The sequence below is a fragment of the Paenibacillus sp. FSL H7-0690 genome (assembly GCF_037980415.1).
Lineage (GTDB): Bacteria > Bacillota > Bacilli > Paenibacillales > Paenibacillaceae > Paenibacillus_AQ > Paenibacillus_AQ odorifer.
Genome location: NZ_CP150281.1, coordinates 813,766 through 835,951, shown reverse-complemented (window position 1 = coordinate 835,951; position 22,186 = coordinate 813,766). Strand labels below are relative to the sequence as shown.

The following is a 22,186-nucleotide window of genomic DNA, read 5'->3' as shown; positions in this document are numbered from 1 at the left end:
ACAAAAAAACACTAATCTGTGCAAATACATAATGCTGTACTAAATCTATAATAGGTCTTGTGCATATTTTCACATGAAATAACATTCATGTCTAGGCTAGAGATAAAGGATTTGCCTAGCAAATCTTCCTCTCCCTAGTGTATGTAACCAATCCACAACAGAATGAAGGAGATATTATGCGAACTCACACGAAAAAGCTGTTATCTATTCTACTAGTCCTCAGTCTTATGTTCACGCTTGCTGCCTGCGGCGGTAAAGATGCAGCACCCGCTGCAGATGCAAACGGAGTTCAAGTCTTTGAAGGAGTTGGGCAAGGTAAACATGGCGATATCAAAGTACAAGTTTCCTTATTAGATAACAAGATCACTGACATTAAAGTGACAGAGCATAAGGAAAATGAAGTACTTGCAGAACCTGTTTATACGCAGCTCAAGCAAGATGTCATGGCAACTAACAGCGCAAAAGTTGATGCCATTAGCGGATCTACAGTTACAAGCAAAGGATATCTCGAAGCCATTCAAGATGCAATTACGAAGTCTGGACTTACCCTTGTCGCTGGCGCTGCAGTCAGTGGAAGCAAAGACAAAGAAGAAGTCGAGCAAACCTATGATGTTGTCGTCATCGGTGCCGGGGGTGCTGGCTTTAGTGCGGCTATCGAAGCGAAGAGCGCTGGAGCTAATGTAGTTCTGCTCGAGAAAATGCCAGCTGTTGGCGGCAACACATTGATCTCCGGTGGTGAGATGAATGCGCCTGACAACTGGGTTGAACGTGCTCTTGGCATCACAGATGACACGGCTGACTTGTTCTATAATGATACGATGAAAGGCGGAGACAATCTCGGGGATCCAAAGATGGTTCGTATTCTTGCCGACAATGCTCTAGCATCTGCCGAATGGCTGCGCGATGATATCAAGGTAGAGTTCTTACCTGATCATCTGTTCCAATTTGGTGGCCATTCCAGAAAACGTGCGTTGATTCCTGTAGGTCATACAGGTGTTGAATTGATTACTAAGTTAAAAGCCAAAACAGACGCTGATCAAATCACGATCAAAACGAATATGAAAGCCGAAACCTTGCTGAAGGACGAAAGCGGCAAAGTAACAGGTGTAACTGCGACTTCGGGTACTGGCGACAAGATCACATTCCATGCGAACAAAGGCGTCATCATCACTACCGGTGGTTTTGGATCCAATGTAGAGATGCGTAAGAAGTATAACCCTACAATGGATGAAAAATATATGACTACCGATACACCAGGATCTACAGGTGACGGTATCGTTATGGCAGAAACGATTGGCGCCAAACTGACAAACATGGAGAGTATTCAAACGTATCCAATCTGTAATCCCGAGACAGGTGTTATTTCTCTGGTTGCAGACTCCCGCTTCGATGGTGCAATCCTGATTAACCAAGAAGGCAAGCGCTTCGTTGAGGAATTAGAACGTCGTGACGTTATTTCTAAAGCAATTCTTGCCCAAACGGGTGGATATACGTATCAATTATGGAATCAAGGCATTGAGGATATCGGTAAAACGATCGAAGTTCATCAAGACGAATACGATCAACTCGTTAAACAAGGCTTGCTCTTTAAAGCCGATACGATTGAAGAGGCCGCTGATTTCTTTAAAATTGACGTGAACACTTTGAAAGAAACGATTAATAAAGTAAATGATTATGCGAAAACAGGTAAAGACCTTGATTTCAAACATCGCGGTGGATTGAAATCTCTTGAAAAAGGCCCTTACTACATCGAAAAAGCTGTACCCTCCGTTCACCATACAATGGGCGGCTTGGTGATCGACGAGAAGACTCGCGTTTTGAATGAAAAAGGCGAAGTCATCCCTGGGTTGTTCGCTGCAGGTGAAGTAACAGGGGTCATTCATGGTACAAACCGTCTTGGCGGTAATGCCATCGCTGATATCTTCACATTCGGCCGGATTGCAGGCAAACAAGTTGTAGCAGAGTAATCTTATTTTTTGTGTAACTGCTCTATTAATAAGTTAGCCTTAAAAACGTGCAAGATAGTTCGTAAAGTGCAGGTTGACTCTAACTTTCAAGCTGCCCTCTATGACATAGCAAACCGCCCTGTTAGCAACAATGCGAACAGGGCGGTTTGCTATGTATTCGTGTCATCGGCATGAAAAAAATAAGCACTGTGATCAAAAGTGTGACCACGATGATCTTCACGATTTTTTTATGGTGGAGCCTAGGGGCTACGCTCGTCTAACTCGCTGCTCTTTTATCGTTCCAAAAAAAGGAATATTATTCCACTTTGTTTTTTGCTTTCATTGCATTTCTCTCCTTTAACTGAATGTGAAAAAGCGCAGGAACTTGTCCCTGCGCCATGCTTCCGCAATTTGCGGAAACAAAAAGAGCCCCATATGGTACCCTCGAAGGTTCCATATGGGGCTGACTTTTTGCAGGATCATTAATAAATGAGAAAGAGCCCTCACGGATAATAGGCATAGACCTACTTCGTAAGAGCTTTATTATGCAGATATGTGGTTGGCGAACGCTTCAGGGAAATCCCTGATAAAATTTAATTCCCCGCGCTCGTCCACAAAAAATAGACGTTTTATGTTACTCGCCAAAATTTTTACAAATATATTTTATGATATTATCCTCTGCTCGGCGTTTCGTAATACTTCAGTGTCCGAAGTTTCCGGGCGAATATGACTGGTCATTGCATACTCTTGCTGCAGCTGCGCTCTCGACTTCGCCTTGTTTTCATTTACATTCTTCTGTTACATCCCTCACCAACAAAGCCACCGACTCCACATGCACCGTATGCGGGAACATGTCCACCGGAGTTACCTCCACTGTCTTGTATCCGCCATCTTCGAGCACCCGCAAGTCTCTTGCCAGTGTCGATGGATTACACGACACATACACCACACGCTCCGGCTTCATAGCCAGAATCGTCTCTAACAACCGCGGATCGCAGCCCTTACGCGGTGGATCGACCACGATAACATCTGCCGTAATCCCCTGCTCTTTCCAGTTAGGGATTACATCCTCAGAGGCACCAACCTCGAACACTACATTCTTCATCTCATTTAACTTCGCATTCGCCCGAGCATCCTCAATTGCCTCAGGCACAATCTCTACTCCATATACCTTGGCTGCGTGCTGTGCCAGGAAGAGGGAGATCGTACCGATGCCGCAATAGGCATCAATAACCGTTTCGTTGCCAGTTAGTCCGGCATATTCAACGGTTTTACCGTACAACACCTCAGTCTGTGCCGGGTTCACTTGATAGAACGAACGCGCTGAGATAGCGAACTGTACATCGCCGATGTAGTCATAGATGACGTCTCTGCCCCACAGGACGCGGGTTTCGCCACCGAAGATGACATTCGTACGCTGAGTGTTGACGTTCTGGCAGATGCTGACTACATCTGGCAGCTGTTCGCGGATGCTGCCGAGCCAGGCGTCCAGGTGTGGGATGTCGCGGCCGTTGGTTACGAGGACAACCATCATTTCACCGGTACGGAAAGCTTTCTTCACGACGACATGGCGCAGCAGGCCACGACCGGTTTCTTCACTATAAGCAGAGATGCCAAGTTCTCTGCCGATGTCTTTCACCTTGCGCACAACGTCATCATTATCCTCATGCTGGATTAAGCAGGTTTCCATATCGATGATACGGTGACTTCCGCGTGCATAGAAGCCTCCTACAAGACCGCCTTCGGTTACACCAATTGGTACCTGAGCCTTGTTGCGGTAACGCCAAGGCTCGTCCATGCCGAGTGTCGGGCGGACAAGAATGCCATCTGTATGAGCTACTCCAGCGCCATCAGTCGTACCATCTGCAATGCCGCCATAGTTGGCACTGTCCGTCTGACTCTCAACAGCTTCATTCTCTTTGCTCTTTCCGCTATCCCCGCCACCACTCACCCGAAGCTTCCCAATCCGCTCCAGGTTGTCCACCACCAGCTGCCGTTTCCACGCCAGCTGAGCAGTGTAGTCCATATGCTGCAGTTGGCAGCCGCCGCATTGGTCATAGATCTCGCAAGGCGCCGCGATGCGGGCGCTGCTCGCTTCTACTATATTCAGCAGTTTGGCGTAGCCATACTGCTTTTTGGTCTTGAGCACCCTTGCCCGGACTTTCTCTCCGGGAAGGGCTCCCTGCACAAAAAGGGTAAAGCCTTCTACGCGGCCTACCCCTTCACCTTCATGGGTCATGCCGATAATATCGAGCATAACCTCATCATTTTTATTCACAGGCAGTCCGGCGACAGGCGCCTTGCCGGCTGGGCGGCTGGTGCTGCGTCCACTGCGGTGTTTACTCATTATTTATTGTTCACTTCTTTCATTATCATCGCTGTATAATCCCACTCTTACTTTCAAACAACCCTAATTATTCTGAGCAAAAATCCGCAGATGCTGCGGTAAAATCCGAAAACGACCCGGCAGCTCTCCGCCAAGTTCTCCATCCAAGTTCAATTGGACATGCCCTGGAGAGATTACATCCATTGCATCTGTACGGAAATACACAACCTTTTTATCCTGCAAATGCTCGCCACGAAGGGCCAATCTAACCAAACGGACAAACTCTGCCAGGTTGCATTTTTTAACCGCAATAACATCTAACAGACCGTCATCGATTCGAGCGCCGGGGGCAAGTTTTTCAAAGCCGCCGACAGAATTCGTATTTGCAATCAGGAACAGCATGAACTCATCATGAATAACCTCCTGCCCATTGGCACGAATGATTAGTTCCTGAGGAGATAGGCTGACCATTTTTTCAATACCTTTTAAATAGTACGCAAGCTGCCCTATCATGGTCTTCAGCTTACTGGGAACTTCATAGGTCAGTTCGGTTAGACTGCCACCGCCTGCTATATTAATGAAATAACGATCATTGGCTTTACCGATATCAATCGGACGCGACTCTTGACGAAGGATCAAATCAACGGAATCTTCCCAATTCTTCGGGATCCCCATCGCACGTGCAAAATCATTGGTAGTCCCAAGTGGCAATACGCCAAGCGGGGGGAGATTAGGTTTCTCCGCCATACCATTGATAACCTCATTTAAAGTGCCATCCCCACCGGCTGCTATGATTAGATCATAACCGCGCTCTACTGCATCCGCAGCAGCTAACATAGCATCGCCTTCTCCGGTCGTTGCATGGCAGGAGGCTTCAATGCCACCCGTATCCAGCCGGTCCAAAATGTCGGCGAGCCGCTTCTTCATTTCTTCCCGTCCAGAAGTGGGATTATAAATCAATCTCGCAGTTTTCATTACCGGAACGCCACCTGTTTTTTATAATAGAATAACCTAATTGATTATACCTAATTCGGACCACTACAATCAATGTCAGAGGACATTTATCGTAAATATTCCATTATACAACAATTCACGACACCTTATTAGGCAAAAATAACTATATATATGTCTATGCAGCAAATCCCGTATTATCCACGGAAATGGGCACTATTTTTCATGATTAAGTGGGCTAAAAAGGAAGCTTTTTAACTCTTTTTTCGAATCTGTTCGAGGAGTGTCTCTACCTGTCTCTCAATCCAATGCGGAAGAAGCGGGTGCGGCAAAAGCGTCTGGCCAGAATACTTATAGGTTAACCCTTTAAGTCTGTTCGGAACCACATGTTTAGTGAAATAACCTTCACTCAAAAAAAGCGGCGCCACCAAAACCTCGTGACCCTGCTCCTGCCAATACTCCACTTTGCTTCTTACACTGTCCGGATTCAGCAGACCGTAATCGGCAGCTGCTACGCCGCTCACCTCACGTACACGTCCTGCCAGTGAAGAGATGCCCTGCTGCCAACGCTGGCGGAAGCCCTCATAGATGCTGCCGTGACCCACTAGCAGAATTGTCTCACGTTCCGGTTCCGTAGACAGCTTACGGAGCTTGTCCCAGATCATCACAGCGATGTCCGGGTCATCGTCGACAGGATAACCATAGTGAACCTTAGCCTTCACGTGGAACGGCTCTAAATCGGTCTCACGTTCAGGTGCAGGTTTAGCCCCTAGTGCATATTCTATTTCATCGACATGTGTGCTACCCGAGGAAACGAACAATGGGATCACAATTATATCTGTGACCCCTGCATGTTCCAGTTCATTTATTCCATCTTGAATCAGACGGCCCTCTACCAGCTCTAAAAAAGAGACCACCACTGGCATCTCTTCATCTAGCGATAATTCGCTTACGGCCTCTTCCACAATCGACACCCAAACCTCGTCGCGGGAGCCGTGACTGATAATAAGTACGCCCGGTACCATAAATTAGCGTCCCAAACGTTCCAGCGTTAATTTATAACCATCATTTCCGTAGTTCAGGCAACGTTTTACACGAGAAATAGTAGCCGTGCTTGCTCCTGTCTCTGCTTCGATCTGATTGTAGGTCGAACCTTTGCCGAGCATACGTGCTACTTCCAGTCGTTGCGACAGCGATTGAATCTCGTTCACGGTGCACAAATCATCAAAGAAAACATAACATTCTTCCATATTCTTTAATGTTAAAATGGCTTCAAATAATTGGTCTATACTTTTATCATTTAACTTCTTAAGTTGCATCAATTTTTCATCCCCTAAAAGTTCTATCAGCATTAGTTTCTCTGATTAAGCTCCGTACAAAACTAGCTCCGGAAACATCAACCTAATGTCACTATCCTGCCTTTACTATATTGCACTGGAGCGCATTTTTCAAGCATTAACGATTTCACGCTGTAAAGAACGAAAATGATGGACAAACGTCCACCCCACGCGCACACCATTTATGTACCCCAATACAAGTATTTTTCTCTACATAAGAATTATCGCCTACACTATAGTACTACAAAAGCGCCGAAAATCAAGCTCGTACACGGTTTCTTCACTACTTTAACCTGTTTATAGGCATACGCCCTTTTCCGCTCCTATCCCTATTACCCGGGCATTCGTCTATACCGTATGTTCGCCCATGACATACAGTATAGCAGACCACTAACAAAGGAATGTGATATTATGCCTGATCATTACTATAATCATTCCCGCCGGAATCAGCGTTCACTGAGCGATTCGTATAATGCCTCTGCCTATCCTGGCCTCAGCTCATATGCGCCCTCAGCTCTCCCAGGTGAGACCGGAATCCTTCCTGCTTTAGGAGCAGAAGCTGCCACCGAAACTGCGCTAGCGCTCCCTGCAGCTGAAGCTGCAACAAAGGCAAGCGGCGGGCTTGCCGGACTGCTCAGCGGCTTAGGCGGCGGTGGCGGAATTGGTGGGAATATGGAGCAAATCAAAGGCATCATCGATCGTATGGGCGGCATTGACGGGATCGTAAACTCTATGGGTAAAGTACAAAAGGTGATGTCCGGCTTCCAGCAGATGGCTCCAATGGTTAAGCTGTTCATGGGTAGCTTCGGTAAAAACAAAGGCGCAGCAGGCGCACTAGCCGCCGAAGAGGATGCCGCCCTGTACAGTCCTAATCGCCGCAAAAAAAAGCGCTCCACCTCACCCCGTCGCAAATCTACTACAACTACTCGCCGGCGCTCTACTTCTTCCACCGGAAAACGTCGCCGCAAATAGCGGTGACGTTTTCTAGCTATGTATCAGAAAAACAGCAATTCTCGCAGGAAAGAGATTTGCTGTTAGCGCTTCTGCTCTATTTTTACTTAAACCAGCCACTCCGTCGAAACCATCGGAACATCCCAAAACCAACCACCAGCATAAACAGCAGCACACCAAAATAACCATACTTCCACTCTAGTTCAGGCATCTTCACAAAGTTCATCCCGTAGATCCCGGCGATAAGCGTCAGCGGCATGAATACGGTGGTGATTACCGTTAGTGTTTTCATAATCGAATTCATCCGGTTGGAATTGAGTGAAATGTAGCTGTCACGCAAATCCGCTGTCATTTCCCGATCAGCCTCAATCATATCGGAGAGTTTTAGCAGATGGTCATAAATGTCGCCAAAATAAATCCGTTCCTCGCCATTGCTCTGGACATGCTGTGAATTCACGATCCGGTACATCAAGTCGCGCATCGGCACAATCGTCCGCCGCATTTTGAGGAGTCTTCCGCGCACGCCAAACACCTGGCTCATCAATTCCTCCACCGACTCACTGCTGCCGCTGCTCTCCAGATCCGCAAGCTCGTCCTCTAAACTGTAGAGACATGGAAAATATTTATCCACCAGCTTGTCCATCACCGTATATGCAGCTGCCATCGGCCCACCCGACCAGCCTTTTCGACTATGTATTTCGCTCTTCACCTGTTCCCACGCTTCATTCATCTCTGCTTTTTCCTGATGGTGATAGGAGACAAGAAAGTTCGCGCTTAAAAATAGGTCAACCTCCTCAGCATCCAACGTCCGCTCATTCAGTGCATGCAGCACAAAAAACTGCACATTCTCATAATGATCCAGCTTTGGCCGCTGCAACACATGCATACAATCCTCTATCGCTAAGGGGTGAAAATGAAAATATTGATCCAGCAAAAGCGTTTCTTCTGGCGTAGGCGTAGCAAAATCTGCCCATATCCAAGCATAATCCTCCAGCCGGATATTTTGCAGAGGGATCTCTGTCAGCACCTCACCTTTATGTGTGACAACAAGTGTACGTATCATAAATGTTCCTCCGCTTCATCTTCTTCCACGCCTCTATTGTACAGCAAGAAGACAACTCTTCCAAAAAGCAAAAAACATAACCAGCAGCACCGCTCAAGCTAGACTAAGAAACATTTGGTGCTTCGTCGTTCGTTAATGCTCGATTCATTTGTGTAAGGTTGGTTGCGCTGGGGGCGAGCTGTCCTTATTCTCTGCTGTCGGTATCGGGTTTATGAGTGAGATGAATTCATAGCTGTAAATTACTATCGCTATTTTTACTAATTAGTTGGTGAAAAAGTGCTCATTAGGGATGGTAAACAACCCTTCGATCGTAAGCAGACTGACCTTGATTTCGCAAAAGTTTGAGTTCATCGCCTCGCGTTCATTTAACGTAAGTAACATATGGTTTACTTTGGGGCTGATAGTGATTTGTGGGATTGGGATGCAATCCTTGCCTGTAAAGTTCAAGTTGAGTGCGGGCGGGATAATGGAAATAAGGCGATATTCTTCGACGGCAGAAAAGCAGGGAGAAAGGTAAAGGTTGGGTTGGGTTGGGTTGGGTGCACTGGATTCCGTTGAAATGTATTACGTTAGGCTGTTGAGTTAATTTGTGTTAGGTTACTTTGTGCAGGGCTGGACTTCGATGTGCTCGATTCTGCTGAAATGAGGTAAGTTAGACTATGCTGAGTTAATTTGGGCTAGGTTACTTTGTGCAGGGCTGGACTTCGGTGCGCTGGATTCTGCTGAAATGAGACAAGTTGGACAGTGCTGATTTAATTTGGGCTAGGTTACGTTACGATGGACTGGATTTAGGTGCGCTGGGTTCCCTTGAAATGTGTTAAGTTGGGCTGGTCCAACCTCATACAAGTCAGGTTCCGTCATTCTAAGGCATTTATGCCTTTCTTTTTGCTTCTTCGACGCTATTCCACTAATTCTAAGGCATTTATGCCTTTCTTTCTGCTTCTTCGACGCTAGTTCACCCATTCTAAGGCATTTATGCCTTTATTTCTGCTTCTTCGACGAAGTGTCTCCAATTCTAGGGCAATTATGCTCTTCTTTTTGTCACCATCCTCGAATTTCGTAAATTCTACGGGATATATACCGTACATTCCCCCTCCGACGCCAAACTTCGTCACTTCTACGGGATTTGTACCGTACATTCCCCCTCCAACGCCAAACTTCGCCACTTCTACGGGATTTATACCGTACTTTCTCCCTCCAACGCCGAATTCAGACATTTCTACGGGATTTATACCGTACATTCCCCATCCATCGCCAAACTTCGTCACTTCTGCGGGATTTATACCGTTCTTTCTCCCTCCAGCGCCAAACTCCGTCATTTCTACGGGATTTATACCGTACATTCCCCCTCCAACGCCAAACTCCGCCATTTCTACGGGATTTGTACCGTACATTCCCCCTCCAGCGCCAAACTTCGTCATTTCTACGGGATTTATACCGTACATTCCCCCTCCAGCGCCAAACTTCGTCATTTCTACGGGATTTATACCGTATATTCTTCACTCTCCTCATGTCCAAACAACAAAAAAAGATGTCCGCAGCCCAATGGCTAACTGACATCTTTATTAAAGGGTGTTTAAAAAATGATTTTGAAAATCAGACCTGCTAATACCGCACTGATTGGAATCGTGATGAACCAAGTGACCACAATACGTCCGGCTACTCCCCATTTCACTGCAGAGAAACGTTTGGCAGAGCCTACCCCAAGGATCGCTGATGTGATCGCATGCGTTGAGCTTACTGGCAAATGCAGCAGCGTTGCTGAGAAAATAACAGATGCCGCGGAAATATCAGCCGCGAAACCGTTAATAGGTTCGATTTTGAAAATCTTCGTACCCATAGTCTTAATAATCTTCCAACCACCGATGGAGGTACCGAGCGCCATAGCCGTAGCTGCAGCTATCTTAACCCACAAAGGGATAACATCCATAGTTTCTTGACGTCCTGAGGTAACGAGTGCAAAAGTAATGATCCCCATCGCTTTTTGCGCATCATTCGTACCATGTGTGAACGACTGTAACGCTGCCGTAAGGACCTGCATAGAGCGGAAGCCCTTGTTGACCGTATGTGGACTACGCTTAGCAAAGATCCATTTCAGGATGGTCATGATAATATAACCAATAACAAACGCAATGATTGGGGAGAAAATCAGTCCTTCGACAATTTCCACAAACCCGCCCCAATTGATGTGTGCTGAGCCTGCCCCCACGTATACTGCACCCGCTAAAGCGCCGATCAGTGCATGAGACGATGAGGATGGAATTCCGAGCCACCAAGTAATCAAATTCCAAATAATCGAAGCAATCAGCGTGGCTATTATGATATCCAACCCATTTTCAAGCAAGGTCGGGTCGGTGATACTTCCGCCGATTTTTTTGGCCACACCTGTAAACATCAAGGCCCCAACAAAGTTCATCAGTGCTGCCATAATAATTGCTGTTCGCGGTTTTAAGGCACGTGTTGAGACAGAGGTAGCAATTGCGTTGGCCGTATCATGGAATCCATTGATAAAGTCAAACGCAAGCGCGAGAAATATAACAATTCCAAGAATCCATATAGATGTTTCCATATTCTAGTACCCCTTATGAGTTGCGCATGATGATCGATTCCAACATGTTGGCTACATCTTCACATTTGTCTGTAGTGGTCTCGAGCCGCTCATACAGTTCCTTGCGTTTAATCAGCTCAATCGGGTCTTTTACAGTTTCGAACAGGACCTTAGTACAAATACGCAGCACTTCGTCCCCTTGATTCTCAAGGTCATTTAGACGGATTGTATATTCACGAATCGCAAGCAGCTTCTTCTGGGAGAGCAAATGAACCGCTTTTTGGATTTCATAAGCACACTGGCGAAGAATTTCGGCGAATTGCACAATGTATTCATCCGGGTCAAGAAGGTTGTACATATAGAAACGTGAGGCGGATGCCTCCAGACCATCGATGACATCATCCATGCTTGTGATCAAGTCCATAATGTCGTCACGTTCAAGCGGCGTAATAAACGTCTTGTTCAATTCTTTGATGACGGTGTGCGTGTAAGTATCACATTGGGATTCGTACTTTTTCATCTCTGCAGCGAAATTATCGACATTATTCCGGAGATCAGTGATATTCTGAGCAAAATAATCTGCAGCTTGGACAATAGTATCGGCCATATTTTCCAGCGTCTCAAAGAATATGTCCTTTTTTCTCAACTTCATTGTTTTAAACCCCTTTACATAAAATTACCGTGAATACAGAGCCACTCATATGTAAAAAGCATGAAAATGAATGACAACCCTTGTTATCTTATCATATCCGTACAAGGTATAGAAGCTATAGAAATGAACTTTTTTACACTCTATTAACACATACCCATTATTCCGAACACAAATCTGTATAACACTGGATATTCCGACTTTCTTATGTTGTACCATCCGCCCCGCCATATACCACATGACTGCTAAATGAAGGTGCATTAGGGACCACCAAAATATGGGTAATTCCTGGATACATCAGCTCTTCTTTTCCATCCCTCACAAAGCGGATCACATCCCCTGGTTCACGCGACCATCTGCCTTTGGTGACCTGTCCCCGCTGAAAAAGCAACGCTTCCCCGCCAAGCTCCACATCAATCTGAAGTCTTCCGACATCATCAAGCACTTTATGATCGGCTCCAATAACCATCACATTGGCCGCTTCCACCGGATTATCGTTATTTAGATCCAAATGAGGTTTGTCATTCACATAACGCTGATAGGTCTGACGTTTAGGATCATATTTATAGTCAACTTTATAACTTTTGAGCAGATAGTTTATGCTAAATTCAGCGGCTTTCTCTCCGTCCGCCGGTATGTAATCTGGATTGTTAAAAAGATACCCGGGTACCTTCACACTTTGCGCAAACCCAAGCTTCTCGGCACCTTCCCGCAGTTTGGCTGCGTTGCTGTACAGGTTATGAGGTGCTTTTCGCGCTTTATCCCGCCAAAAATAAGCTCCGGCACGGCCGATCTCGTCCATATCTTCTTTTTTCTCTTTTTGCAAAATGGCGTAAGCTGCCGGACTTCCTCCTGCATGCACCGTCACACCACCGTAGCTCTCGCCAATATCCAGCAGATAGGGGCGGATGCTGCGAATCGGTCCGATTTTCACCACACCTGTATGGCTCTGAAAAATACCAATCAAACGCGTAATGCCACCTTCGGCAAGAATCTCATACAAAATATCTGCTTCACTAACCCCCGATTGCGGCCGGGCGGCAGGAGCATTATTTATCATTACGGCCAAGGGACGTGGAAGACTGTCTTCAGAAACTGGAAGACCTGTTAATCCGGATACGAGCTCAGCAGCGGGATCAATAGTAGGTGAGGGTTGAATCGTTTCGATAGGCGTGGGCTCTGCGGTAGGCTGCTGTGTCGGGGTGATCTCATTATTTGCACTCTGTGTTCCGCAAGCGGAGAGCAATAGGGTGGTCAATACAATGGCAGATAACAGACGGGAAGAAGAGCAATTTACTTTCATAAGCTTGTAGTTCCTCCTAAACGTTTTATGAAACTCACTGATTCCTTCCATTTAATCACAGTCAGTCCCATTTGTCTTGATCACCTTCTCCCTTTTTTCATAGCGAGCATAAGGAAATTTTATAGCATGGAATAGATAAATTCTCATATTAAAAAAAGGGTACAGCCATTGGGGCTGCACCCTGCGGGTCTCTTATTCATTCAGTTAGTCTAGCTTCCAGCAATTAAGACTTAATGTCCCATACTGATAAGCCTGAAAAATCCGCTCTGCCTTCCTGCTGCCATCCGCTGTTCCCATCGCGTAAAAGAGAGGTGCAAAATGCTCTCTTCCATAAGAAGGAACCGCATCGCGTACATGTGGAGCTTTTTTCTCATACGCAAAAAGTGAAGGCAAATCCCAGGCTTCTAGTCCCTTGGCAATCCAGGCATCGAATTCAAGTGCCCAATCCTCAGGCTGCTCACTTTCACTTAGCATCCGCAAGTTGTGAACAAGTCCACCGCTTCCAATCAGCAGTATGCCTTCGTCACGAAGCGGTGCTAACATCCGCCCGATATTGTACTGCTCCTTGGGAGAGCGCAGGGAATCGACGGATAAAGCAACTACCGGAATGTCGGCGTTCGGGAACATTTTTTTCAGTATCACCCAGACTCCATGATCGAGTCCTCGCCCCAGAACGGGCTGATGTGATAGATTGTTATCCTTGAAGAGCTCAGAAATCCGTCTTGTTAGGGCCGGATCGCCCGGGGCCGGATAGGTCAGCGTGTAAACTTCTTCAGGGAATCCGTAGAAGTCATGCTGTGTCTCGTGCAGTTCATCAACGGTAAGTAGCTGTTCAGGGCTATCCCAATGCGCTGAGAAAACTACTATACCGCGTGGCGCTTCAAGTTCTTGACCAAGCCGCTCCAGAAAACGGGTATACTCGTTATCCTCCAGTGCGAGGAGCGGAGAACCGTGCGCAATAAAAAATGACGGTAATTTCATAGGATGCCAACCTCCATAACCCAGTATATGGTGTGCATCTTTATTTTACCGCTTATTGCAAGTTAATGCGAATAAAAACCTTCTCCTAAATCATCCAATTCTGCCACTCTGTCTGCAGATGCTCTTGTTCGTTCATCCATTCTATAGTCCGCTTAAGCAGCTGCTGCTGCGCCGGTCCAGAAGAAAAGGTGTGATCCCCTTGAAAAATGATCTCTTTATCGCAACGTCCTTCGGGACGTGTCCAGAACAGCTTCTGATAAAGAAAAGCGTAATCCACCGGAATGACATCATCAGAGGTGCCATGAATGACCAGTACATCGCCGCTAAATTTGCTCGCTTCTTGGAAGGGCTGAAAAGCCGCCAAAGAATTAAAATATACCGGCGTAAACGAGTAGCCCACATAATCGGCTGATCCATTCTTCACAGCACGATCATACGCCTCCCGCCCTACAATTTTCACAATATCATTGAAAGGATAACCAACAGAGGCCCATAACACGAGATTCTTCACGCGGCGATCGCGAATACTTGTCAGCAGCGCCACCGCGCCACCCAGGCTATGGCCAATCAGCGTCACGCGCTGTGGGTCCACATCAGCAGAGCTAATTCCGTAATCAAGCACCGCTCTAGTCTGAGCGATCATCGATTCCATATCTTCGCCGCCATAATTCCCGCTGCTCTCGCCGCAGCCCACATAATCAAAACGAATAACCATATATCCCTCTTGTGCCAGCTCACGAGCCGCCTTCACAAAAATCCGGTCTACGCCAATCCGATTCCCCACAAATCCGTGGCAGATCACGGCTAATGGCAGTCTATCCTTGCAACGCGAAGAGGTTCCCTTCTCTTTGTTCGGGTAATGTATGCTCGCCGTCAATTCTTCTCCGTTATGCCGGATTACAATATTCCGTTCCATTGCCGCATCCTCCTATAATTATATTTATATTTATATTTATAATTTAATTTATTTTAATTTATTAGAATTCCGATTAACTTAGTATGAATTATAATCTAATTATAAAGATTTCGTTCATATTGTCAACAGCAAGGGGACAATTCTTAATAAACGCACGGAGTATTTGGGCATTAGAGTCTGCGCGACAAATAGGGTGTCCCGTAAGATATGAACATGACTCTAGGGCTCCCACGTCGAGTGGATTGAAATCGCCAATCCGGGATTCAGCAGCTCTATCGGATTCAGTAGCTCCAGCAGACTCGGCTGCTCTATCGGACTCAGTAGCTCCAGCGGACTCAGAAGACCCTATTCGCAGATTTAGCACACTTTTTGAATTCTATCGGACCCCATAGTCGCTATCACCCTATAAAACAGCAAATAAGAGCTACTTTTCGAGCAATAGCGTCACTGGGGTCCGCAACTGTGCTGAAAAGGCCATAATTTGGCTAATAACGTCATCTGAGTCCGAAAGATGGTGGATGCTACGACAACCGGGGGTCTGGGAGCTCTGGAGTTCCCGGGGTTCCCGGAGTTCCGGGGTTCCGGGGTTCCGGGGTTCCGGGTTCTGGAGTTCTGGAGTTCTGGAGTTCTGGAGTTCTGGAGTTCTGGAGTTCTGGAGTTCTGGAGTTCCGGGGTTCCGGGGTTCCGGGGTTCCGGGGTTCCGGAGTTCCGGGGTTCCGGGGTTTCAGAACCCCACCAAAAAACAAAGAGCAGCGATCCCCAGTATCGGTGGATCGCTGCTCTGTTGTTTTTTCGAGATGAATGACCAGGGTTGTTAATCAATCGTAGCTGTCGTTAAACATCTCATGGGTTTCATGGCTGCCTTCCCAATCCTTAAGCAAGCCCTCGGGAGCATCTTCTGCGGAATCCCACATGCTGAATCCATCGGAGCCGCCCCAATCCCCCATTGAATTATTGGGCGTAGGCTCGAAACCGTTGCTCATGGATCTTCCCTGTTCTTTCTTATTCTCATGTTCCATAAAGCTCCCAACCTTTCCCAATGCTATATTGATCAAGCAACAACATTATCAGTGTTCACTCTTCTAAAAGGATTATGCATATCGCCATAGAAATGGTTGTCCTTGCGTAGACCTGTCATGCAAACGTATACTCTAGGTTAAAGACTATACCGATTAACAACACTGGAGGTTTACATCCAAATTATGAAAGTGAAAGATATGATTAAGGAAAATAACGCCCTGCGTGAGCAGTTGACGCCCTTCAATCGCTCCTATTTAGAAGATATGATCCTTGCGGTGCGAGCCAGTCGAATTGACCCTCTGCGCGGAGAGGAACTTTTGCTGGATGCGGCCAAGCTGCTGTTGAAGGAACAACGTAAAGGGAAAAATGCCAAGCAAGTATTCGGCGAGAATCCGCACGATTATTTTAAAGAAATCATAGACAGTGTTCCCGGGCGCCCGGTGCGCAGTAAATGGAACTATTACTTGATGATTCCCTGCGCAGCTCTGACCTGTCTTTTTGGGATATTGGCAATCGGTGGACTCTTCTTCCAATGGACTGACGATTCACCTGGAATGTTCGGACAGATCAGCCTTTTCACCCTGCTCGCTGTGGGAGTAGGCTCCATTATCTTAATTGAACTCATTATGAAATGGATGTCTTCCTTGTCGGAAAGCGATGCACCCAGTGCCAAACCTTTTGATATAAAAAGCCTTGGCATCTATATTGGCATCGCAGTAGCTGCTGTATTTATCGGTATGTTCCTCGATCGGTTATTTCCGGTCATTACAATATCCCCGTGGGTAAGTTTAATTCTGTGCATCATTGGGGGGTTGGGACTGAAATTTATATTTTTCAAAAAATAAATACCTAGGCTGAAAACATTATTCCATCCGATAGATAGGGGGAAACTTCCATGATTAAGAAGCATCATATTCTCTACTCCGTTCTAGCTATAGCCTTAGGGCTAGGCATAGTGCCCAGTGCTATTCACGCCGAAGGTGCTACCAGCCCTCCTGGGGAAGGCGCTAAGGCAATTCCTCAAGCAGCTAGCAATAATCATGCAGAGGCTGTCTATAAAGCTGCATTACCGCTGTTATCTACCTCTGACAAGTTACCCGAAGCCATAAAATATTTGAACTCCAATATGTATGCGGTAGGGTCGTATCGTGCAACAATGCTGACCCTGAAGCTTGAGAATCTGCATAAAGCTGCGCTGCAAGCCTGGGAAAGTAAATTCAGTACCAATGCTGTCCAGCGGAAGCTCACCGCCATTTATAAAGCAGGCGCCAGCATGTCTTCTCTTGCTGCTATTACTGATGATCTCCAGCTGCGTACACTGCTGAAAAGTGCCAGCGAAAGCGGATATAAGCTGGAGACAGCTGAGGGTACTTTTTTCCCGGTGATCGATTATGGGGCTTACCGCAAGTACAAGCTATACGTCACCAATGATATCAGCGCTTATATTACCATTATGGCCACCGAATCGGATCTGCCCTCTTCCAAGGACAACGGGCTAGTTATCGCCTGGACTGAGGTAGCAGCCAGAGCTTTATCTCAAGAGCAATTCATTCAAAATCATCCGAAATCAAACCGAATTTCTGCTGTAAAAGCCTTGTACACTATGTATGTGAATAATACGTTTTACGGCCAGAATAACACTCCTCTCTTCCATTATGACAATCTGGAAATGGATTTGGAGGCGCAAAAGGCTTACTCCAGTATTCTGACCAAAAATAATGACAGCAGCCCATTTCTACAAAAGCTGGATAGCTTCATGAAATTAATGAAAGATAATAGCTATAAATTGACCGATGAGGTCGAGCAATATCGTAAGACTTCGTTACCTCTCTAATAAAGAAACCACAAAAGCCCGTCCCTGAAATGAATAGGGACGGGCTTGTTTATGTTCATTAACGTGATTATGAAGTGGATGCGAGCCTTAAATAAGGATGTTAAAGAGATTAGAATCCTTATTGATCTCTACATAATCGACGCCCTTCTGCTGCATCCGTTCGATGAGAGGTTCGTAGGCATCCGTTGACAATAATTCAATGCCCACAAGCGCGGGACCATTTTCTTTATCATGCTTCTTGATATACTCGAAACGGGTAATATCATCGTAAGGTCCAAGGATTTCGCCCAAGAACTCACGCAGCGCACCTGCACGTTGCGGGAAGTTCACCATGAAATAGTGTTTTAAGCCTTCGTAAATCAATGAACGCTCTTTGATCTCCTGCATCCGGTCAATATCGTTGTTGCCGCCGCTTATGATACAGACAACTGTTTTGCCGCGGATTTGATCACGATATTGATCAAGCGCTGCGATAGGCAGCGAACCTGCTGGCTCAACCACTATGGCATTCTCGTTATATAGTTCCAGAATCGTGGTACAAGCTTTACCTTCAGGCACCATCACGATGTCATCCAGATGACGGGAACAAATATCGTACGTCAATCCGCCAACACGTTTTACAGCCGCTCCGTCCACGAACTTATTAATTTCCTTTAGAGTCACCACTTCTCCAAGCTTAATCGCTTCCGTCATAGAAGCTGCTCCGAGTGGCTCCACACCAATCAACTTGGTAGAAGGACTAACTGTCTTCACATAGGTGGCTATACCCGCTGCCAGACCGCCTCCACCAATGGTTACGAACATAAAGTCTGCAGGGTTGTCCAGACTCTCCATCACTTCCATTGCAATGGTGCCGTTGCCCGCAATGATTCGTGGCTCATCAAAGGGATGGATCAACGTCATCCCATGATCTATACAAGCTTGCAGTGCTTCATCATAAGCGTCATCAAAGGTATCTCCCTTCAGAATGACCTCAACAAACTCACCGCCAAACCGCCGCACCTGCTTAACCTTCTGGTTAGGCGTAGTGCTTGGCATGTAGACCTTGCCTTTAATTCCAAGCGCCTTACAGGAATAGGCTACGCCTTGTGCATGGTTGCCCGCACTCGCACAGACAATCCCTTTTGCTCTATCTTCTGCTGACAAACTACGAATCATATTATAAGCTCCGCGGATTTTGAAAGAACGTACAATCTGCAAATCCTCGCGCTTCAAATACACATCACAATCATACTTGGCTGACAGCACAGCATCACGTTGTAGGGGTGTCCGGATTATGACTTCACGCAGTACGTGATGAGCCCGCACAATATCTTCCATTCCTACGATTCGGTCTTCCTCTTCTCTCATAACCCTCTCGCCTCACTATCTATCTGTTATTCTACTTCTTGTAACATACTCTCCCGAGGACATTTTTTCAAGCATCCTAATCAGTGATAAAGAAAAAGAGACTAAAGGAACCCTATAGTCTCTTACTAATATTTGCTATCCCTACGCTATGAAACCTACTAGTCCTGTTGCTTCAGCATCCACTTCACCAGGTCTGGTAAGCTTGTCCACAAACGTGAATGTACAATAACATATTCGATAGCCTCGTTAGCGTCACCCACGCCTACAAAATCAGGCAGGTTATGCGGCAATCTTTTGATACCTAACAGATAATCCGGCACATGCTTGTTCACATTCTTCGCCACGCGGTAGAGCATTTTGAGCTGGGAAGTAATCCCGTTCTTCTTATATTCTAAAACCATACGGTCATATGCTACTGTTGCTGCTGCATCCTTGCCGAACTTCTCCAGTACCTTCTCGGTCTTCTTAAGCTTATTAGTGTAAAGGTACGTTGCCGTTAGAAGGTAACGTGCACCTGTGTTATCTTCTGGGTTCAATTCTAGAATGTGCTCCAGCGTCTTTTGTGCTTCTTCTGCATTTCCGCTAAACCAGCAGGAGTCAGCGTAGCTTTTGCAAATTCGAATGTACGAACGTGTCTCGTAAAGACCCCAGAAATGTCCTTTGTTCTCAGTGAAAAAGGCTTCTCCAAGCTCACGCGCACCCGCTTCCATCCCTGCTTTCAGATAAGCACGGGCATCTGCTTCATTCTCGGCTTCCTCAGCCAAAATGAGATAGGCGTCCGGACTGTCCGGATAAACTTCCAATGCCGCTTCTGCTAGCTGGATCCGGCGATTGGATGCTTTAGTTTCCATTGCTTTTTGCAGCAAAGCCTGTTCCTGATCCTTCGGAGTGCCTGAAACGTTGAGCAAAAGTAATTCTTCCTCTGCCCCGCCCATGCCGTACTGTTCGATATAATTAAGCATCTCTTTAACTTTTCTGGAGATGGTAGGTGCAGTAACCTCATGTTTGATCGCTAGATCAGCTTGAGTTTGAAGGAAACCATATTCCTCAGACAAGATAAATTCGATAGCCGCGCAGAAGGAGCCCATTTTCTTCACTGCAGGCTTGATGTGACGGGAATAACCATTCCATAGAACCAGACCTTCCCAGATTAGCTCCCGGTCATAGCTGTCTCTCATGGTCTCAATAAGATGCAGAGCCAATTGTTCATGCGCCGGATGCTCCCATTTCAGATCACGTGACACCTTTTTTTTGAGCGTAGTTAGGGTAAGCTTAGCTTCAGGAATTGCTGCCGCTTCTGGTTTCTCGGCCACAGCCACAGTAGCAGCGGATTCTTCCGTTGTTACCAGTCGCATGATGGATTCCACTGCAGAAGTTTCTTTCCCTAGGCAGCATTTCTTATATTTTTTCCCGCTTCCGCAAGGACACATATCATTTCTTCCAATCTTACTCAAAACGAATTCCCCCTTAAATCTGTGAGTAGCCATTCGCCATAAGCGTATCGCTAGTATGCACTATAAGTATCAACATTTTCAGGCACGAGGCATCCTTTATAAGGTTACTGCACAAAGTCTGAAGGACTCCGATTTAAAAGGGCCTTCCCATGATCGGAAAGGCCCTTATCTGTATATATCCGCACATTTTCCCCCGTACGTGTAGTATTATAGCACTTCTTCTATCACTTGTCAGTCCTTTTTTAGGACTTAAAGCGCAAAAAATTGCTAGATACAGTGCTTTATCCTTATACTAGAGCCTTCATAGCGATGTCGCTGCGATTCTGTTTCCCGGAAAAAGAGATTCCTTCAGCCCTAGCATAGGCTGCTGAACGAGCTTCGGCAATCGTAGCACCCAGGCCAACCACGCCTAAGACCCGTCCGCCGTTCGTTACCCAGCTGCCATCTGCCCCCCGTGCTGTACCGGCATGGAAGATCAGCCCTCCTTGGCTGTCCTCAAGCCCTTCGATCGGCACTCCCTTAGGATAAGAGCCTGGATATCCTCCAGAAGCGAGAACCACGCACACCGCTGCTTCGTCGCTCCATTCAATGTCGATATCCGCAAGTCTGCCCTCGGTTACTGCCAAAAAGATTTCTAACAAGTCGCTCTTCAATCTAGGCAGCACGACCTGTGTCTCCGGATCCCCAAACCGGGCATTAAATTCGATGGTCTTTGGTTTACCTTCTGGAGAAATCATCAGCCCTGCGAACAAAACGCCGCTGAAAGAACGGCCTTCAGCTACCATAGCCTTGGCTGTTGGCTTAATGATGGTCTCAATCGCTTCTTGGATAATCGCCTCGTCGATATGCGGCAGAGGCGAATAGGTACCCATTCCACCGGTATTAGGACCTTTATCTCCATCGTAAGCGGGCTTATGATCCTGAGCGGCAGCCATCGGACGAACTGTCTCTCCATCAACAAAAGCCAAAATCGACATTTCCTGACCCGCTAGGAACTCTTCAATGACAACCTGAGCGCCAGCCTCACCAAACACTTTCGTTACCATAATATCAGCTAGTGCCTGCTCTGCCTCTTCCCGTGAATAGGCAACGGTCACGCCTTTTCCTGCGGCAAGCCCATCTGCCTTGATTACGATCGGCAGCGGTTGCTCGCGTAAGTAAGCCAGTGCAGCTTCATAGCCATCAAATTTTTCATAGGCTGCTGTCGGAATATTATATTTGTGCAAAAGATCCTTCATAAAGGTTTTGCTGCCTTCGATCTCAGCTGCATTCTTGCGCGGACCAAACACAGGAATAGCCTGTGCTTCAAAAGCATCCACAATGCCCCCTGCTAACGGATCATCCGGTCCGATTACAACAAGACCTACTTCCTTCTCTTTTGCAAAAGCCGTCAGACGGTCGAACTCAAACACACCGATAGGCACACATTCTGCTAGCTGCGCGATCCCGGCGTTGCCGGGTGCGCAATAGATTTTACCAACCTTTGGGCTTTGGGACAGGCTCCAAATAATCGCATGCTCCCGGCCGCCGCCGCCAACCACTAAAATATCCATTAGA

General features: G+C 46.6%; 19 protein-coding genes. 4 read left to right on the top strand and 15 right to left on the bottom strand.

The features are described 5' to 3' along the window. The first annotated feature begins 176 nt into the window (after positions 1 to 176). Entirely contained in the window at positions 177 to 1,967 is a 1,791-nt protein-coding gene (locus MHI32_RS03780; RefSeq protein ID WP_340011900.1) for a flavocytochrome c, read from the top strand. 760 nt (positions 1,968 to 2,727) lie between these two features. Here MHI32_RS03780 and rlmD read toward each other — a convergent pair. From rlmD to MHI32_RS03760, 4 genes are all read right to left on the bottom strand, one after another. Further along, entirely contained in the window at positions 2,728 to 4,293 is a 1,566-nt protein-coding gene (gene rlmD, locus MHI32_RS03775) for a 23S rRNA (uracil(1939)-C(5))-methyltransferase RlmD (RefSeq protein ID WP_340011899.1), read from the bottom strand. Between the two features lie 63 nt (positions 4,294 to 4,356). Continuing rightward, entirely contained in the window at positions 4,357 to 5,247 is an 891-nt protein-coding gene (locus MHI32_RS03770) for a diacylglycerol kinase (RefSeq protein ID WP_036680719.1), read from the bottom strand. Between the two features lie 230 nt (positions 5,248 to 5,477). Further along, positions 5,478 to 6,248: a CbiX/SirB N-terminal domain-containing protein gene (locus MHI32_RS03765; RefSeq protein WP_340011898.1), complete on the bottom strand. Its 771-nt coding sequence runs from the start codon at positions 6,246 to 6,248 to the stop codon at positions 5,478 to 5,480. A 3-nt stretch (positions 6,249 to 6,251) separates the two neighbouring features. Further along, a complete protein-coding gene (locus tag MHI32_RS03760) occupies positions 6,252 to 6,542 on the bottom strand; it encodes a YerC/YecD family TrpR-related protein (protein ID WP_019913624.1) in 291 nt (96 codons plus the stop codon). Between the two features lie 429 nt (positions 6,543 to 6,971). On the opposite strand from MHI32_RS03760, the gene MHI32_RS03755 reads away from it, so the two are divergent. Further along, a complete protein-coding gene (locus MHI32_RS03755; protein ID WP_038568686.1) occupies positions 6,972 to 7,532 on the top strand; it encodes a hypothetical protein in 561 nt (186 codons plus the stop codon). Between the two features lie 82 nt (positions 7,533 to 7,614). On the opposite strand, the gene corA is transcribed toward MHI32_RS03755, so the two are convergent. From corA to MHI32_RS03715, 8 genes are all read right to left on the bottom strand, one after another. Beyond that, on the bottom strand, positions 7,615 to 8,574 hold the full coding sequence (gene corA / locus MHI32_RS03750) for a magnesium/cobalt transporter CorA (RefSeq protein WP_076136897.1): 960 nt from the start codon (positions 8,572 to 8,574) through the stop codon (positions 7,615 to 7,617). A 950-nt stretch (positions 8,575 to 9,524) separates the two neighbouring features. After that, complete coding sequence (locus tag MHI32_RS03745) at positions 9,525 to 10,019, bottom strand: hypothetical protein (protein WP_340011897.1); 495 nt, start codon at positions 10,017 to 10,019, stop codon at positions 9,525 to 9,527. A gap of 131 nt (positions 10,020 to 10,150) precedes the next feature. Further along, a complete protein-coding gene (locus MHI32_RS03740) occupies positions 10,151 to 11,143 on the bottom strand; it encodes an inorganic phosphate transporter (RefSeq protein ID WP_036686873.1) in 993 nt (330 codons plus the stop codon). A 13-nt stretch (positions 11,144 to 11,156) separates the two neighbouring features. Beyond that, positions 11,157 to 11,774, bottom strand: a complete 618-nt coding sequence (locus MHI32_RS03735; RefSeq protein ID WP_036686871.1) for a DUF47 family protein — start codon at positions 11,772 to 11,774, stop codon at positions 11,157 to 11,159. A 202-nt stretch (positions 11,775 to 11,976) separates the two neighbouring features. Beyond that, positions 11,977 to 13,074 carry a DUF3048 domain-containing protein gene (locus tag MHI32_RS03730; protein WP_076104156.1) on the bottom strand — a complete coding sequence of 366 codons (1,098 nt, stop codon included), beginning with the start codon at positions 13,072 to 13,074 and terminating at the stop codon, positions 11,977 to 11,979. Between the two features lie 204 nt (positions 13,075 to 13,278). Beyond that, positions 13,279 to 14,055, bottom strand: a complete 777-nt coding sequence (locus MHI32_RS03725) for a class III extradiol ring-cleavage dioxygenase (protein WP_038568677.1) — start codon at positions 14,053 to 14,055, stop codon at positions 13,279 to 13,281. A gap of 85 nt (positions 14,056 to 14,140) precedes the next feature. Continuing rightward, positions 14,141 to 14,971, bottom strand: coding sequence for an alpha/beta fold hydrolase (locus tag MHI32_RS03720; RefSeq protein WP_076195105.1), 831 nt, complete (start codon positions 14,969 to 14,971; stop codon positions 14,141 to 14,143). Positions 14,972 to 15,789: 818 nt separating this feature from the next. Beyond that, complete coding sequence (locus MHI32_RS03715; RefSeq protein WP_340011896.1) at positions 15,790 to 15,990, bottom strand: hypothetical protein; 201 nt, start codon at positions 15,988 to 15,990, stop codon at positions 15,790 to 15,792. Positions 15,991 to 16,173: 183 nt separating this feature from the next. Between MHI32_RS03715 and MHI32_RS03710 the strand changes: the two genes are divergently transcribed. Together MHI32_RS03710 and MHI32_RS03705 are read left to right on the top strand one after the other, a co-directional pair. Continuing rightward, positions 16,174 to 16,836 carry a DUF1129 family protein gene (locus MHI32_RS03710; RefSeq protein ID WP_076128474.1) on the top strand — a complete coding sequence of 221 codons (663 nt, stop codon included), beginning with the start codon at positions 16,174 to 16,176 and terminating at the stop codon, positions 16,834 to 16,836. Positions 16,837 to 16,886: 50 nt separating this feature from the next. Beyond that, the gene (locus tag MHI32_RS03705; RefSeq protein WP_340011895.1) at positions 16,887 to 17,825 is read left to right on the top strand and encodes a hypothetical protein; all 939 of its coding nucleotides are present in this window, start codon (positions 16,887 to 16,889) and stop codon (positions 17,823 to 17,825) included. 87 nt (positions 17,826 to 17,912) lie between these two features. Here MHI32_RS03705 and ilvA read toward each other — a convergent pair whose 3' ends face one another. The 3 genes from ilvA to purD all read right to left on the bottom strand — a co-directional run bounded on the left by ilvA (position 17,913) and on the right by purD (position 22,182). Beyond that, positions 17,913 to 19,175 carry a threonine ammonia-lyase IlvA gene (gene ilvA / locus MHI32_RS03700; RefSeq protein WP_340011894.1) on the bottom strand — a complete coding sequence of 421 codons (1,263 nt, stop codon included), beginning with the start codon at positions 19,173 to 19,175 and terminating at the stop codon, positions 17,913 to 17,915. A 158-nt stretch (positions 19,176 to 19,333) separates the two neighbouring features. After that, positions 19,334 to 20,629, bottom strand: a complete 1,296-nt coding sequence (locus MHI32_RS03695; RefSeq protein WP_076128473.1) for an SEC-C metal-binding domain-containing protein — start codon at positions 20,627 to 20,629, stop codon at positions 19,334 to 19,336. A 287-nt stretch (positions 20,630 to 20,916) separates the two neighbouring features. Then, positions 20,917 to 22,182: a phosphoribosylamine--glycine ligase gene (gene purD / locus MHI32_RS03690; RefSeq protein WP_076142419.1), complete on the bottom strand. Its 1,266-nt coding sequence runs from the start codon at positions 22,180 to 22,182 to the stop codon at positions 20,917 to 20,919. Between the last annotated feature and the right edge of the window lie 4 nt (positions 22,183 to 22,186).

Coding starts and splice junctions, on each gene's coding strand:
- MHI32_RS03780 (WP_340011900.1), top strand. CDS start 177: ATGCGAACTCACACGAAAAAGCTGTTATCTATTCTACTAGTCCTCAGT.
- rlmD (WP_340011899.1), bottom strand. CDS start 4,293: ATGAGTAAACACCGCAGTGGACGCAGCACCAGCCGCCCAGCCGGCAAG.
- MHI32_RS03770 (WP_036680719.1), bottom strand. CDS start 5,247: ATGAAAACTGCGAGATTGATTTATAATCCCACTTCTGGACGGGAAGAA.
- MHI32_RS03765 (WP_340011898.1), bottom strand. CDS start 6,248: ATGGTACCGGGCGTACTTATTATCAGTCACGGCTCCCGCGACGAGGTT.
- MHI32_RS03760 (WP_019913624.1), bottom strand. CDS start 6,542: ATGCAACTTAAGAAGTTAAATGATAAAAGTATAGACCAATTATTTGAA.
- MHI32_RS03755 (WP_038568686.1), top strand. CDS start 6,972: ATGCCTGATCATTACTATAATCATTCCCGCCGGAATCAGCGTTCACTG.
- corA (WP_076136897.1), bottom strand. CDS start 8,574: ATGATACGTACACTTGTTGTCACACATAAAGGTGAGGTGCTGACAGAG.
- MHI32_RS03745 (WP_340011897.1), bottom strand. CDS start 10,019: ATGTACGGTATAAATCCCGTAGAAATGACGAAGTTTGGCGCTGGAGGG.
- MHI32_RS03740 (WP_036686873.1), bottom strand. CDS start 11,143: ATGGAAACATCTATATGGATTCTTGGAATTGTTATATTTCTCGCGCTT.
- MHI32_RS03735 (WP_036686871.1), bottom strand. CDS start 11,774: ATGAAGTTGAGAAAAAAGGACATATTCTTTGAGACGCTGGAAAATATG.
- MHI32_RS03730 (WP_076104156.1), bottom strand. CDS start 13,074: ATGAAAGTAAATTGCTCTTCTTCCCGTCTGTTATCTGCCATTGTATTG.
- MHI32_RS03725 (WP_038568677.1), bottom strand. CDS start 14,055: ATGAAATTACCGTCATTTTTTATTGCGCACGGTTCTCCGCTCCTCGCA.
- MHI32_RS03720 (WP_076195105.1), bottom strand. CDS start 14,971: ATGGAACGGAATATTGTAATCCGGCATAACGGAGAAGAATTGACGGCG.
- MHI32_RS03715 (WP_340011896.1), bottom strand. CDS start 15,990: ATGGAACATGAGAATAAGAAAGAACAGGGAAGATCCATGAGCAACGGT.
- MHI32_RS03710 (WP_076128474.1), top strand. CDS start 16,174: ATGAAAGTGAAAGATATGATTAAGGAAAATAACGCCCTGCGTGAGCAG.
- MHI32_RS03705 (WP_340011895.1), top strand. CDS start 16,887: ATGATTAAGAAGCATCATATTCTCTACTCCGTTCTAGCTATAGCCTTA.
- ilvA (WP_340011894.1), bottom strand. CDS start 19,175: ATGAGAGAAGAGGAAGACCGAATCGTAGGAATGGAAGATATTGTGCGG.
- purD (WP_076142419.1), bottom strand. CDS start 22,182: ATGGATATTTTAGTGGTTGGCGGCGGCGGCCGGGAGCATGCGATTATT.